Source organism: Sphingobium sp. LB126 (assembly GCF_002795205.1).
Taxonomy (GTDB): Bacteria; Pseudomonadota; Alphaproteobacteria; order Sphingomonadales; family Sphingomonadaceae; genus Sphingobium; species Sphingobium chungbukense.
In genome coordinates, this window is record NZ_NETV01000001.1 from 1,511,999 (window position 1) to 1,525,793 (window position 13,795).

At 63.0% G+C, this 13,795-nt stretch carries 13 protein-coding genes; 3 read left to right on the forward strand and 10 right to left on the reverse strand.

Translation table 11 applies throughout. From position 1 onward, the window contains the following. Positions 1–81 precede the first annotated feature (81 nt). From CAF53_RS07395 to CAF53_RS07420, 6 genes are all read right to left on the reverse strand, one after another. Entirely contained in the window at positions 82–984 is a 903-nt protein-coding gene (locus CAF53_RS07395) for a ParB/RepB/Spo0J family partition protein (RefSeq protein WP_100237715.1), read from the reverse strand. A 14-nt stretch (positions 985–998) separates the two neighbouring features. Next, a complete protein-coding gene (locus CAF53_RS07400) occupies positions 999–1,781 on the reverse strand; it encodes a ParA family protein (protein ID WP_046762048.1) in 783 nt (260 codons plus the stop codon). Then, entirely contained in the window at positions 1,778–2,416 is a 639-nt protein-coding gene (gene rsmG, locus CAF53_RS07405; protein ID WP_100237716.1) for a 16S rRNA (guanine(527)-N(7))-methyltransferase RsmG, read from the reverse strand. The genes CAF53_RS07400 and rsmG overlap by 4 nt, the downstream gene beginning before the upstream one ends. Continuing rightward, positions 2,413–4,263 carry a tRNA uridine-5-carboxymethylaminomethyl(34) synthesis enzyme MnmG gene (gene mnmG / locus CAF53_RS07410; protein ID WP_100237717.1) on the reverse strand — a complete coding sequence of 617 codons (1,851 nt, stop codon included), beginning with the start codon at positions 4,261–4,263 and terminating at the stop codon, positions 2,413–2,415. The genes rsmG and mnmG overlap by 4 nt, the downstream gene beginning before the upstream one ends. A 62-nt stretch (positions 4,264–4,325) precedes the next feature. Then, the gene (gene mnmE, locus CAF53_RS07415) at positions 4,326–5,609 is read right to left on the reverse strand and encodes a tRNA uridine-5-carboxymethylaminomethyl(34) synthesis GTPase MnmE (RefSeq protein ID WP_100237718.1); all 1,284 of its coding nucleotides are present in this window, start codon (positions 5,607–5,609) and stop codon (positions 4,326–4,328) included. A 31-nt stretch (positions 5,610–5,640) separates the two neighbouring features. After that, the gene (locus CAF53_RS07420) at positions 5,641–5,901 is read right to left on the reverse strand and encodes a DUF6489 family protein (RefSeq protein ID WP_046762052.1); all 261 of its coding nucleotides are present in this window, start codon (positions 5,899–5,901) and stop codon (positions 5,641–5,643) included. Positions 5,902–6,061: 160 nt separating this feature from the next. Between CAF53_RS07420 and CAF53_RS07425 the strand changes: the two genes are divergently transcribed. Both CAF53_RS07425 and CAF53_RS07430 read left to right on the forward strand, forming a co-directional pair. Beyond that, positions 6,062–6,760: a dienelactone hydrolase family protein gene (locus tag CAF53_RS07425; RefSeq protein ID WP_046762053.1), complete on the forward strand. Its 699-nt coding sequence runs from the start codon at positions 6,062–6,064 to the stop codon at positions 6,758–6,760. A gap of 18 nt (positions 6,761–6,778) precedes the next feature. Beyond that, positions 6,779–7,750: a quinone oxidoreductase gene (locus CAF53_RS07430; protein ID WP_232307422.1), complete on the forward strand. Its 972-nt coding sequence runs from the start codon at positions 6,779–6,781 to the stop codon at positions 7,748–7,750. Between the two features lie 63 nt (positions 7,751–7,813). Here CAF53_RS07430 and CAF53_RS07435 read toward each other — a convergent pair whose 3' ends face one another. Both CAF53_RS07435 and rho read right to left on the reverse strand, forming a co-directional pair. After that, complete coding sequence (locus CAF53_RS07435) at positions 7,814–8,539, reverse strand: YjbE family putative metal transport protein (RefSeq protein WP_046762054.1); 726 nt, start codon at positions 8,537–8,539, stop codon at positions 7,814–7,816. A gap of 123 nt (positions 8,540–8,662) precedes the next feature. Beyond that, the gene (gene rho / locus CAF53_RS07440; protein ID WP_007689303.1) at positions 8,663–9,919 is read right to left on the reverse strand and encodes a transcription termination factor Rho; all 1,257 of its coding nucleotides are present in this window, start codon (positions 9,917–9,919) and stop codon (positions 8,663–8,665) included. Positions 9,920–10,180: 261 nt separating this feature from the next. Here rho and CAF53_RS07445 point away from each other — a divergent pair, with 261 nt between their 5' ends. Next, positions 10,181–11,137: a retroviral-like aspartic protease family protein gene (locus tag CAF53_RS07445; RefSeq protein WP_046762055.1), complete on the forward strand. Its 957-nt coding sequence runs from the start codon at positions 10,181–10,183 to the stop codon at positions 11,135–11,137. Between the two features lie 61 nt (positions 11,138–11,198). Here the strand turns inward: CAF53_RS07445 and CAF53_RS07450 are convergent, their stop codons facing one another. Together CAF53_RS07450 and msrB are read right to left on the reverse strand one after the other, a co-directional pair. Further along, positions 11,199–13,277 (reverse strand): PBP1A family penicillin-binding protein, encoded by a 2,079-nt coding sequence (locus tag CAF53_RS07450; protein WP_046762056.1) that lies wholly within the window; start codon positions 13,275–13,277, stop codon positions 11,199–11,201. Between the two features lie 110 nt (positions 13,278–13,387). After that, a complete protein-coding gene (msrB, locus tag CAF53_RS07455; protein WP_100238731.1) occupies positions 13,388–13,792 on the reverse strand; it encodes a peptide-methionine (R)-S-oxide reductase MsrB in 405 nt (134 codons plus the stop codon). Positions 13,793–13,795 lie beyond the last annotated feature (3 nt).

A 13,795-nucleotide genomic window follows, 5' to 3' on the forward strand; every position in this document is an offset into this window, starting at 1 on the left:
CGGAAATAAAGACGCTTTCGGCCGGAAAAGACCAGCGGCAGCGCGCGGAAAGACGCGCTGCCCGATGGGCGTATCAGCTATTCAAATGCGCTCCCCCGAGAGCCGCTGGCATAGCATGTCGAGCTGATCCAGCGTCGAATAGTGGAGCGAAAGGACGCCATGGCCGCCCGCGCCATAGCTGATGTCGACCTTCACGCCCAATATATCGGCCAGATGCTGCTCCAGCGCGACAATGTCGGGGTCATTTTCCTTGGGTGTGGCGCCACGCTGGCGATTGGGAGTGGCCGCCCCGGTCTTGGTGCGACGGACGAGCTGCTCGGTATCACGGACCGACAGGCCCTTACTCTCCACGGTGCGTGCCAGCGCTTCGCAATCGGGCGCACCGATCAGCGCGCGGGCATGGCCCATGCTGAGTTTCTGTTCGATCACCTGCTGCTGCACCACCGCAGGCAAATCGAGCAGACGCATCAGATTGGCCACATGACTGCGCGACTTGCCGACCAAGCGCCCGAGCGCCTCCTGGCTGTGATGGAATTCCGCGATCAGCTTACGATAGGCTTCCGCTTCTTCGATCGGGTTCAGATCCTCGCGCTGGATATTTTCAATCAGCGCGATTTCCAGCGTTTCGGCTTCGTCGAAATCACGAACGATGGCCGGGATGCGATGCAGTTGCGCCCTCTGGGCGGCACGCCAGCGGCGTTCGCCCGCAACGATCTGGAAGCCGCCGCCGTGGGGGCGCACGATGATCGGCTGGATAACGCCCCGCTTGGCGATGCTGTCGGCCAATTCCTGCAACGCGCCATCGTCGAAATGACGGCGGGGCTGCTCCGGATGCGGTTGAATCAGAGCGACTTCGATGCTCTGGATCGCCTTGGTCGAAGGAGAGGTCGGCGCATTCGGCGTGAGCGGTTCTTCGCGGGCAACGTCACCCAACAGTGCGGACAGGCCACGACCCAAGCCTTGCGGACGCTTCGCAGACTTCATCACATTCTCTTCACTCAAGCAGCGACCTCCTGACGGGGCAGGCGCGCGATCAGTTCACGCGCCAGACGCATATAGGCTTCCGACCCCGAGCAACGGAAATCGTAGATGAGGGCGGGAACACCGTGACTCGGCGCTTCCGACAGCCGCACATTGCGGGGAATGACCGTGGAAAAGACGAGGTCGCCCAGACAGGCGCGCACATCGTCGGCCACCTGATCGGTAAGCCGGTTGCGACGGTCGTACATGGTGAGCGCTACGCCCATGATCGACAAGCCAGGATTGAATCGGCCGCGAATGCGTTCGACCGTCTGGAGCAGTTGCGACAATCCCTCCAACGCGAAAAATTCGCACTGTAGCGGCACCAGCAGCGATTGGGCCGCAACCAGTGCATTGATCGTCAGCAGACCGAGCGAAGGAGGACAGTCGATCAGGCAAATGTCCCACCGGCCCGAAGGCGCTTCGGCCAGCACGCGTTCGAGGCGATGGGTCCGCTCCTCATATTCGATCAGCTCGATCTCCGCGCCGGAGAGATCCTGCGTGGCGGGCACGATATCCAACTTGGGAACACGTGTGGTAATGATGGCGTCTTCCAGCGCGCAATTGCCGACCAGCAGGTCATAGCTGGATTGAGCGCGATCGGACTGATTGACACCGAGACCGGTCGACGCATTGCCCTGCGGATCAAGATCGACCAGCAGCACCCGCAGACCCGTGGCCGCAAGCCCAGTAGCCAGGTTGATCGCGGTGGTGGTCTTTCCGACGCCGCCTTTCTGGTTGGCAATGGCGATCTGGATCATCCTCGAACTTTCCTCCTGGATCGAACGGCTTGCGCGACGATGATGGCACTATCGGCATCGGTCACACTGTGTTCCACGTGGAACGTACCTTGCCATGTCCGAGTCGCCACCTCCAGTTCATTCTGCGCATTTCGTCCTTTTGGCAGCACCCAGATGGTCTTTTCCGTGGATAAATGGATGGCGGAGTCGAGCAAGCGCGGCAGTGGCGCATAAGCCCGTGCGCTGATAATCGCCGCTTTTGCGGCTGGAACGGTCTCTACACGTCCGCCGAAGACGCTTGCCCCTGCCAGTCCCAGTTCGTCAATGACGCCGTTCAGGAAGTCGATCCTCTTACGCCGCGATTCTACCATCTGAATTGGGCGGTCAGTGAGGATGGCGACAACAATTCCGGGCAGGCCCGCGCCGGAACCCAAGTCGATCCACTGCCCCTCTCCGGCCGCGCTTGCCAAGGCGATGAGTTGGGCAGAATCGACAATATGTCGCGCCCAGATATGCGGACGGGTCGATTCAGCAATCAGATTTTGCCGCTCCATTTCGGCCAGGAGAATGGCCACATAGCCCTCAAGCCGATCCCATGTTCCACGTGAAACATCGAACCGCTCTTGCAGCCATTGCCGTGCCTCGTCCTCGGTCACGCAGCGCGGCGCCGAATGTGGACCAGCAATGCGGCGAGTGCGGCCGGGGTAATTCCACGTATGCGGCTGGCAGCCGCCAATGTGTCGGGCCTCGCCCTGTCGAGCCGCTCGATCATTTCGGTGGACAGTCCCCCGATGGTGGCAAAATCAAAGTCAGCCGGAATGATCACCCGCTCATTTCTACGGAGTTCGGCAATCTCTGCCTCCTGCCGTTCGAGATAGGGTGCATAATGGGCGTCCTCCAATATCTCGGCACGCAGATCCTCTCCGATCCGAGCGAGCGATGGAGCGAGGTCGCACAGCAACGCCCGGTCCACCTCCGGGAAGCGCGCCCAATCGAACAGCGACCGGCGAGCGCCGTCCTGACGAACTGACGCGCCGGCCCTGGCCATTTCGGTAGCCGAAAGAGACCGCCCCAACTCCGCTTCGACGGTCCGTCGTTCGGCATCGCGCGCTTCATAATGAGCGGCACGCTCCGCCCCGAGCAAACCATGTCGACGGGCGATGGGGCCAAGGCGTGTTCCGGTATTATCGGCCCGCAGCCGCAGCCGATATTCGGCGCGCGCGGTCAGCATCCGATACGGTTCCGTGACGCCCTGCAACACCAGATCATCGATCATCACGCCAATATAGCTGCTGGCGCGATCGAGGATCAGCGACTCCTCTCCCCGCGCGCGAGCAGCCGCATTGGCACCAGCCACGAGCCCCTGGGCAGCAGCCTCTTCATACCCCGTGGTGCCGTTGATCTGCCCGGCGCAGAACAGGCCGGGAATGACGCGAACTTCCAATGTGGAGTCCAGCGCTCGCGGATCGATATGGTCATATTCGACCGCATAGCCGGGAACGATAATTTCCGCCTTTTCCAACCCCGTCATGGAGCGGACCATCCGCAACTGGACATCCGCGGGGAGAGAAGTGCTGATACCGTTAGGATAGACCAGATGATCGTCCAGGCCCTCCGGCTCCAGGAATATCTGATGGCCGTCGCGATCGCCGAAACGAAGAACCTTGTCCTCGATCGACGGGCAATAACGTGGCCCCCGCCCCTCGATCGCGCCGCTGAACAGAGGCGAACGGCCCAGCCCATCCCGGATGATCGCGTGGGTCCGGTCATTGGTGCGGGTGATCGCGCAATGCAATTGCGGTAGGGCGCGGCCGGGTGAAAGCGCCGACATGGTCCAAGCCGACGCGTCGGACGGCTGTGCCTCCAGACGTGCCCAATCGATGGTTCGGCCATCGATGCGCGGCGGCGTCCCGGTCTTGAGACGCGCGATCGGCAAATCCAATGCCCGGAGCTGAACACCGAGGGCCGTCGCGGCGCGTTCGCCGGTGCGGCCACCCGCCATCATTTCCTCCCCGCGGAAGAGCTTGCCGCCGAGGAAGGTTCCCGTCGCCAGCACGATGGCGGGTGCCGTGAGGCATCGGCCATCCGCCAGACGCAACCCGTTTGCCGCTCCATCAACGAGTAGCAGTTCGACCGCCTCGCCTTCGACGATCGTCAATCCCCGCTGCGCATCAAGCAGCCGGTGGATTTCAGCACGATAGCGCTTTCGGTCGGCTTGCACGCGGGGCCCCTGTACCGCTGCACCCTTGCTGCTGTTGAGCATCCGATAGTGTATCGCTGCGGCGTCGGCGGCACGGGCGATCAGCCCGTCCATGGCATCGACTTCGCGTACCAGATGCCCCTTGCCCAACCCCCCAATAGCGGGGTTGCAGGACATGGCGCCGACCGTCTCCTTTTCAAAGGTCAACAGCGCCACCGCAGCGCCCTTACGCGCCGCCGCCGAGGCCGCCTCGCAGCCCGCATGGCCGCCACCGACCACGATCACATCATAGCGTGTTTGCATGGGATGGCCCCTTATCAGATTTGGGCCATGCGGGTCAAAACCGTTCCACGTGGAACAATGCGCTATTTGCCGATGCAGAAACCGGCGAACAGACGGTCGAGCATGTCCTCCGTCCCCGCCCGCCCGGTGAGGGCATCGATGGCGTTGCGCGCCTGCCGCAACTCCTCCGCCCCGATCAATAAATCGCGCGCATTCGCCGCCGCCTGTACGTGGGCGTGCAACTTCGCAACACCTTCTTGCTGACGGCGATGCAGGGCATAATCCCCGTCCCCCGGCAGCAGCACCGCAGCGCGCTCCAGCAGAGCCTCGACCAAGGCCTCGACCCCCTCGCCCGTTCGAGCGGAAAGATGCAGGCCGGGTCGCACATCATCGGGCCAACGGTCGCATTGAGCGGCAATCAGCAGCGCATCCTCGCGCGGTATCTCTCCCGCGTCCCCGAGCCAAATGATGATATCCGCCGCTTCCAGTGCCAACCGCGCACGGTCCATGCCAATCGCCTCGATCGCATCCCCTGCGTCGGCGCGCAGGCCCGCCGTATCGGTGAAGAGAAAGGCCACCCCGCCCAGCGCGGCCGGGACCTCGATCCGATCCCGCGTGGTCCCCGCGATGTCGGATACGATGGCGGCATCCCGACCGACCAGGCGATTGAGCAAGGTGGATTTGCCTGCATTGGGCGGCCCTGCCAACACCACCCTGATGCCGTCGCGCAATCGCTCGGCAGACGGTGCTGACAATATAGCGCCGACATCCTGGCCCAAGGAGCTTATATCGCCCCTGATCCGTGCCTCGATGTCGGAATCAGGTACGTCATCTTCATCGGAAAAGTCCAGCGCGGCTTCGGTCAGCGCCGACAGCTGGAGCACCGCATGGCGCCACCCTTCGATGCGGCGGGAAAAGTGGCCCTCCGCCATCAGAAGAGCGCTTCGGCGCTGCTGCTGCGTTTCCGCCGCAAGCAGGTCGGACAATCCTTCCACCGCATTCAGGTCCATGCGTCCGTTGGCGAAGGCGCGGCGGGTGAATTCCCCTGGTTCGGCGCGGCGCAATCCAGGCAGGGCAGCCAATACCCCCTCAATGGCCGCGATCACGGCCCGTCCGCCATGGCAATGCAGTTCGGCCAGATCTTCCCCCGTTGCGGTGCCAGGTCCGGGGAACCAGAGGATGAGTGCGCGATCCAGGGCCATTCCATCGCGGGGGTCGGCAAGCAATGCCAGCCGCGCCCGGCGTGCCACCGGCAGCTTTCCCGCCAGCGCCTGCAAAGCCATGCCCGCCTGGGGGCCACTAACCCGGATAACGCCGATCCCCGCCGGCGGCGCACCGCTGGACAGCGCAAAAATAGTGTCTGTCACAAGCGTCGATCAATCCGAAGAGGCGACGGGATCACCCCTGCCCCTTGTCATCATTCTTGCCCTGCATACCGGACAGGCCGATATCCATCATCTGCCTGAACAGACGCATACCTGCATCGCCCAAGGGAGAGAAACTCTTGAACAGCGTTTCCATCTGCTCGACATTGGCAACACCATCGAAGCTGTCGAGCATCGTCTTCACATATTTGTCGTGAATCGGCGTCACATCCGGCAAGCCGAGGAACGCCCGCGCTTCGGCAGGTGTGCAATCCACATCCACGCTGACCTTCATATCATGCTACCTTTTAATAGGGGCGTCCATCGAGCCCTCCTCATGCCGCAACATGGGCGGCCAAGGCAAATTTTTTGACGGTGGACCGGCTTGCACTTGGCCCATCAAGCGCCATTATGCGGCCCATCACGGCTTTGTCGGAAAAGGAAAGGATCTCTCCATGGCAGCATTTGCACCCGTCTCCACTCTGGAAGGCGACGCCCGGTTCGACGTCTATATCGCCCGGCCAGAAGGGACGCCCAAGGCGGCCATCATCGTGATCCAGGAAATTTTCGGCGTGAATGAGGGCATCCGCCGCAAATGCGACAATTGGGCCAAGGCGGGCTATCTGGCGCTGGCACCCGATCTGTTCTGGCGGATCGAACCCCATATCGAGCTGGACGCGGACGTGCCCGAGCAACTGCAGCAGGCCTTCGGCCTTTTCGGCCAGTTCGATCAGGATCTGGGAATCCAGGATATCGAAGCGACGATCAAGGCTGCGCGCGCCGAACTGGGCGATGGCGGCAAGGTTGGTCTTACGGGCTATTGCCTGGGCGGACGGCTCGCCTTCATGTCGGCCTGCCGTACCGATGGCGATGCCTTTGTCGGCTATTATGGTGTCGGCATTGACGGGCTGCTGGGTGAACAGCATGCGATCGGCAAGCCGGTGATGCTGCACATCCCGACCGCCGACGGCTTCGTCTCGGCCGAGGTGCAACAGAAGATGCATGAGGGGCTGAAGGATAATCGCCACGTCACCCTGCATGACTATGAGGGGCTGGACCATGGTTTCGCCGCAGAAATGGGCAATCGCCGCAACGAGGAAGCTGCGCAACTGGCCGACCGGCGCACCGCTGATTTCTTCGCGGCCCATCTTTAGAACAAGGAAAATATCGCGATGACAGAGGCCTGGCGGATGGTGGCCCGGTCCCATGGCGGACCGGGGGTGATCACATGCGAGAATTTCGATCCGGGTGATCCGGGCGAAGGCGAGGTGCTGATCGAACAGCATGCCGTCGGCCTGAACTTCATCGACACCTATTATCGCAGCGGCCTCTATCACGCACCCTTGCCGATCCTGCTGGGGTCCGAGGGTGCAGGCCATGTCGTCGCCGTGGGACCGGGTGTGAGCCGCTTTGCCGTGGGTGACAAGGTCGGCTGTGTCAGCGGACTCGGCGCCTATGCCACGCATCGCATCGTGCCAGCTGACAAGGCCGTGAAGATTCCCGACGCCGTCAGCCTGGACGATGCCGCGGCCATCATGCTGAAGGGCATGACCGCCTGCTATCTTGCCGAGGACAGCATCGCATTGCAGGCGGGGCAGGTCGCGCTGGTGCATGCTGCGGCTGGCGGCGTCGGATCTGTGCTGGTCCCCTGGCTACGCGACAAGGGCGTTGTGGTGATCGCCCATTGTGGATCGGCGGAAAAGGCGGCCCTGGTCGAAGCAGATCATAGTCTGCATGGGCCGTTCGACAATTTGGCCGCAACCGTCCGGGAACTGACCGGCGGCAAGGGTGTGGATGTCGTCTATGACGGTGTGGGAAAGGATAGCTGGAGCGCATCGCTCGACTCGCTCAAGCGGCGCGGGCTGATGGTAAGCTATGGCAATGCGTCGGGTGCGGTGCCGCCGGTCAGCCTGCTCGACCTCAGCCGGGGCGGTTCGCTTTACGTCACGCGCCCCACCCTGTTCGACTATATCGCTACGCCAAGCGAACTCGATCATACGGCGGGACGATTGTTCGATCGCATGGCGCAGGGCGTGGTGAAGGCGGTGATCGGTCAGCGCTTTCCCCTGGCCGACGCAGGCCAAGCGCATCGGGCGCTGGAAGACCGGCAAACGGTGGGGACGACCCTGCTCATTCCGTCATGAAGCTGCCGTCCGCCTAACATGGAAAAGCGCGGCGGATGGCCGATCCGCCGCGCATCCGACGATTCAGACGAACAAGGTCAATATGCCGACCTGGTGATCGACAATGCCATCGTAGATCATCTTCACCGCCACATAGATGATGACCGCAAGGCCGAGATAGGCGATCCAGCGGAAGCGCTCGATATATTTGGCGATGATGTTCGCAGCGATGCCCATAAGGGCCACCGATAGAATAAGCCCGATGATGAGGATGCCCGGATGGTCCCGCGCCGCGCCGGCCACCGCCAGCACATTGTCGAGGCTCATCGACACGTCCGCCACCGCCACGGCCCAGGCCGCGCCCGCAAAGCTCTTGGCCGGGCGCAGGCCGGATATGTCGTCGTCGCTGGCATCGTCGGGCGTGTCCCCACCCCGCTTCGGATGCAATTCGCGCCACATCTTGAAGGCGACCCAGAGGAGCAGCAATCCGCCCGCCAGGATCAGGCCGACAATCTGCATCAATTGTGTCACCACCAGCGCGAAGGCGATACGCAGCACCAGCGCGGCGATGATGCCGATCATGATGACCTTCTTGCGCTGCTCCGCCGGCAATCCCGCTGCCAGCGCACCGACGACGATGGCATTGTCGCCGGCCAGCAGCACGTCGATCATCAAGACCTGACCGAAGGCGGCCAGCGCCGCAGGCGTCCCGATATTGCTGAAATCATTGACGATATGCGCCCAGATATCGCTGAGCGATCCGGGTCCCTGAATGGCCGCTGCGGCGGCGGTTGCGATGAGGTCGAGCATCACGGCCTGTTATTCCCCTGAACAATAATGGCCGCCAGACCGAAGTCTGACGGCCCGAAAAATCGTGGCGCTTGATGGTGCAGACCGGCTTGCGCCCTTTCAAGGCACAAACCGCTGCGCCGCTTACTGGTTCATCGAGTCGAAGAAATCCTCGTTGGTCTTGGAATCCTTCATCTTGTCGAGCAGGAATTCCATCGCGTCGACCGTGCCCATCTGCATCAGGATACGACGCAGCACCCACATCTTGGAAAGCTTGGCCTTGTCGACCAGCAATTCTTCCTTGCGGGTCCCGGACTTGCCGACGTCCAGCGCCGGGAAGATGCGCTTGTCCGCCACCTTGCGGTCCAGCACGATTTCCGAGTTGCCGGTGCCCTTGAACTCTTCGAAGATGACTTCATCCATGCGGCTGCCGGTGTCGATGAGCGCGGTCGCGATGATGGAGAGCGAACCGCCCTCCTCGATGTTGCGCGCCGCGCCGAAGAAGCGCTTCGGCCGCTGGAGCGCGTTGGCGTCGACACCGCCGGTCAGCACCTTGCCCGACGACGGAACAACGGTGTTGTAGGCACGGCCGAGGCGCGTGATCGAATCGAGCAGGATCACCACATCCTTCTTGTGTTCCACGAGGCGCTTGGCCTTCTCGATCACCATTTCGGCAACCTGGACGTGGCGCTGCGCCGGTTCGTCGAAGGTCGAGGAAACGACCTCACCCTTCACGCTGCGCTGCATGTCGGTGACCTCTTCCGGGCGCTCGTCGATCAGCAGGACGATCAGGAAGACTTCGGGATGATTGTCCGTGATCGCCTTGGCGATATTCTGGAGCAGCACGGTCTTGCCGGTACGCGGCGGCGCGACGATCAGCGCGCGCTGGCCCTTGCCCTGCGGCGAGACGATGTCGATGACGCGGGCCGACTTGTCCTTGACCGTGGGGTCGGTCGCATCGAGCGTCAGCTTCTGCGTCGGATAGAGCGGCGTCAGATTGTCGAAATTGACGCGGTGACGGACGACTTCCGGGTCATCGAAATTGACCGAGATGAGCTTGGTGAGCGCGAAATAGCGCTCGCCGTCCTTGGGCGCGCGGATTTCGCCTTCCACCGTGTCGCCGGTGCGCAGGCCGAATTTGCGGACCTGGTTGGGCGAGACGTAGATGTCGTCGGGACCGGCCAGGAAATTCGCTTCCGGGCTGCGCAGGAAGCCGAAGCCATCGGGCAGCACCTCGATCGTGCCCTCGCCCATGATCTGCTCGCCATTGTCGGCCTCGACCTTGAGGATCGCGAACATCAGATCCTGCTTGCGCAGGGTCGATGCGCCTTCGACGCCCAGTTCTTCCGCCATGGTCACGAGTTCGGCGGGCGCTTTTTTCTTGAGATCCTTAAGGTGCATTCGTGTGGATTCCGATGGAATGAGAGACGAGAGAAGGGAGAGGTGGGAAGGCTGACCCGGCAAAAGACTCGGGAAGAACCCGCGCCGGACGGGCGGGATAGAATGTCTGGCGTTTAGCGATCTGCCCTAGCCCAAGTCAAGGTGGCTAAGCCATTTGGACCGACAGAAAATTGCCGATATGCGCCCTGTCGCGAATGAAATGGGATGGGCGGAAAGCGGAGGCCCATGCTATAGTGGGGCAGAATAAGGAAGGAAGAGGAGATGGGACGCTTACGCGCCGCTCTGGGCATCGCCGTCGCGATCGCCAGCCCTCCGCTCGCTGCGCAGGATCGCCCGGCGCCCGATTCCGATGAGCCGCCCGCAGTCGTCCGTACCGTCCCCAGTTCCGATACGCGCATCACCATTCCGATCCGGATCGACGGCAAGGGGCCGTGGAACTTCGTGGTCGACACCGGGTCGCAGCGGACCGTCATCGCCCGCGACCTCGCCGAACGGCTCGCGCTGCCGGTACGCGCGCGGGTGACCGTCATCAGCATGACCGGTCAGGCGGAGGTGAATACGGTCGCGGTGCCGCGTCTCGGCTTCGGCAAGACCGTGGTGGACGATATCGAGGCCCCCGTGCTGGAGGGCGAGAATATCGGTGCGCCGGGGCTGTTGGGACTGGACGGGTTGCACGCCAAGCGGCTGCTGCTCAATTTTCGGACGGGGCGAATGGAGATCAGCAACAGCAAACAGAGCTGGCGCGATCCCAACGCCATCATCGTCGAAGCACGGCGGCGCAAGGGTCAGTTGATCCTGCTCGATTCCGACGTGAACGGGACGAAGGTCAGCATCATACTCGATACCGGCACGTCGATCAGCGTCGGCAACATGGCGCTGATGAACAAGCTGGTGCGCAAGAGGAAGGCTCCGGCGCTGAACCTCGTGGCGCTGACCAGCGTGACGGGCGAGACGCTGGCCGGCCAACTCGGCCTGATCGACCGGGTGCGCATGGGCGGGGTGACGCTGAAGAACACGCCGGTGATGTTCGCCGATGCGCGGCCCTTCGCGGAACTGGACCTTCAGGACAAGCCAGCGCTGCTGCTCGGCATCGACGCGCTCAAGATCTTCGACCGGGTGGCCATCGATTTCGGGCGGGGGAAGGTCGACTTCCTGTTGCCCGATACCGGCCTACTCGACCGCACACGCTTTGCCGCGACGCGGCGGCAGGCAGGTTAGCACCGGACATTCTGCTTCATGATATTGCATGCTCCTGCGGAGGCAGAAGCATGTTCCATTCCTAACGTTGCGGCGCCGGCTGCTGCCGGTTCCGGCCCAGCACATTGTCGATCCACTGCTGGTCCAGGCGCGGCGGTTGCGGCCGTTCGGCGGAACCGGGCGCCGTTTGTGCGCTGTCGTCCGGCTGCTGCTGATCGTCGCCGCTCTGCTGCGGCTGGCCACGCTCGATCGGCAGGCCGTTCTCATCGACCATCATGCCGCCATCGGCGCCACTGTCGGGCTGGCCGTAATAGGCCTCCTCATCCGGTTCCAATTGCCATTCGGGCAACGTGACCTGGGTCTCGAACTGCTCGACCGGCCGGCTGGCGACGGCCACCTTCATATAGTCGGCAAAGGCATGAGCGGGCGCCCGCCCCCCCTGCAATACGCCCACCGCACGGGCATCGTCACGTCCCATCCAGACGCCGGTGGTGATGCCGCTGGAGAAACCCAGGAACCAGCCGTCCTTGTTGCTGCTGGTGGTGCCGGTCTTGCCCGCAACGGGGCGGCCGATCTGCGCCGCCCTGCCGGTGCCGGTGCTGACGGCGGTCTGCATCAGGTCGGTCATGCCCGCCGCGACCCAGGGCGCGACCAGCACGCGGCTGGTGTCATCCTGATGTTCGTAAAGGACGCGGCCGTCCGCGGTCGTGACCTTGGTGATGCCATAGGGCGTCACCGCCACGCCCTTGCGCGCGATTGAAGCGAAGGCACGGGTCATGTCGAGCAGCCGCACGTCGGACGTGCCGAGCACCATCGAGGGGTGGGTGTTGATCGGCGTGGTGATGCCGAAGCGCCGCGCCATGTCCGCCACAGTCGGGAAACCGACCTCCACCCCCAGTTTCGCCGCCACGGTGTTGACCGAATAGGCGAAGGCGGTGCGGATATCGATGTCGCCGGAAAAGCGCCCATTGCTGTTGCGCGGTTTCCAGCCGTTGATGTCGACCGCACTGTCGGTGACGCCGGTATCGGGGGTATAGCCCGCCTCCAGCGCCGCCATATAGACGAAGATCTTCCACGAAGACCCCGGCTGGCGCGTCGCCGTGGTGGCGCGATTGTAGTTGGAGGTCACATAGTCCAGCCCGCCGACCATCGCCCGCACCGCGCCGTCGCGGTCGAGCGACACCAGCGCGCCCTGCGTGCCCTTGGGCACATTGGCCTGGATCGCCGCGGTCGCCGCCTTCTGCATGGCGAGGTCGATGGTGGTGTAGACGTCCAGCGGCTCATTGGGTTCGTCGACCAGCGTATCGAGCTGCGGCAGCGCCCAGTCGGTGAAATAGCGCACGCTGTTCTGCGGCGGCTCGGGCGCCATCTTCACGTCCTGAAGATTCGTGCCGGCACGCTCCGCCGCGCTGATCGCGCCATTTTCCTGCATCAATTCCAGCACCACGCCCGCACGGCCAATGGCCGCTTCCTTGTCGGCGGTGGGTGAATAGCTGGACGGCGCCTTCACCAGCCCCGCGATGATCGCGGCTTCGGGAAGATTGAGGCTGGTCGCGGGGTGGCCGAAGAATTTGCGGCTGGCGGCATCGATGCCATAGGCGCCACCGCCGAAATAAACCTTGTTCAAATAGAGTTCGAGGATCTGCCGCTTGGAGAATTTGCGTTCCAGCGCCAGCGCCAGCACCATTTCCCGAACCTTGCGGCCCCAGCTATAGCTGTTGTTGAGGAAGATGTTGCGCGTCACCTGCTGGGTGATGGTGGAGGCGCCCTGCCACCGACGGCCGGTGCCGCGCCGTTCCAGCGCCACCCAGGCGGCACGCGCCATGCCGACCGGATCGACGCCGGGATGCAGATAATAGCGCTTGTCCTCGGTCGAGACCATGGCGTCGACCATGACGGTCGGAATCTGCTCATAGCGCATCCACAGGCCATAACTCGGCCCCAGCGTGACGATGACGCTTCCGTCCGCCGCATGGACCCGGATCATCTGCCCATTGGGCGAGGATTTCAGCGATTCATAGTCAGGCAGCGACTGATAAGCGATGACCACCGCCACCACGAGCGCGATGACGGCGCTGACGATGCCGACCAGACCGATCTTGAGGCCCCGTATCAGCCACTTCTTCACCCTGCCTCGCGGTTCGCTGCCTGATCGTGCCATGGTTCGCCCGGATATGCGCTATGTTGAATGGCGGCCAGTGGAAAAGCAGTGCAGGCCGCACAAAAAGGAAGGCCTCTCAAGAGAAGCCACGCTTTACAGGCGATGAACGATTATTCAACGTCGTCGCGCGATTTGAAATCGAGCGACGCACTGTTCATGCAATAGCGCAGGCCGTTGACCCCCGGCCCATCGGGAAAGACATGCCCCAGATGCCCGCCGCAATTCGAACAGCGCACTTCGGTACGGATCATGCCATGGCTGGTGTCGCGGATTTCGTCGACCGCATCGATGTCGACCGGTGCGGTGAAGCTGGGCCAGCCCGATCCGCTGTCATATTTCTCTTCCGCGTCGAACAGCTCCGTGCCGCAACCCGCGCAGAAATACAGGCCGTCCGCCTTGTTGCTGTTATATTTGCCGGTGAACGCCCGCTCCGTGCCGCCCTCCCGCAGGACATGATATTGTTCGGGGGAAAGGCGATCGCGCCATTCGGCATCGGTCAGGGTGAGCTTGTCCATGGG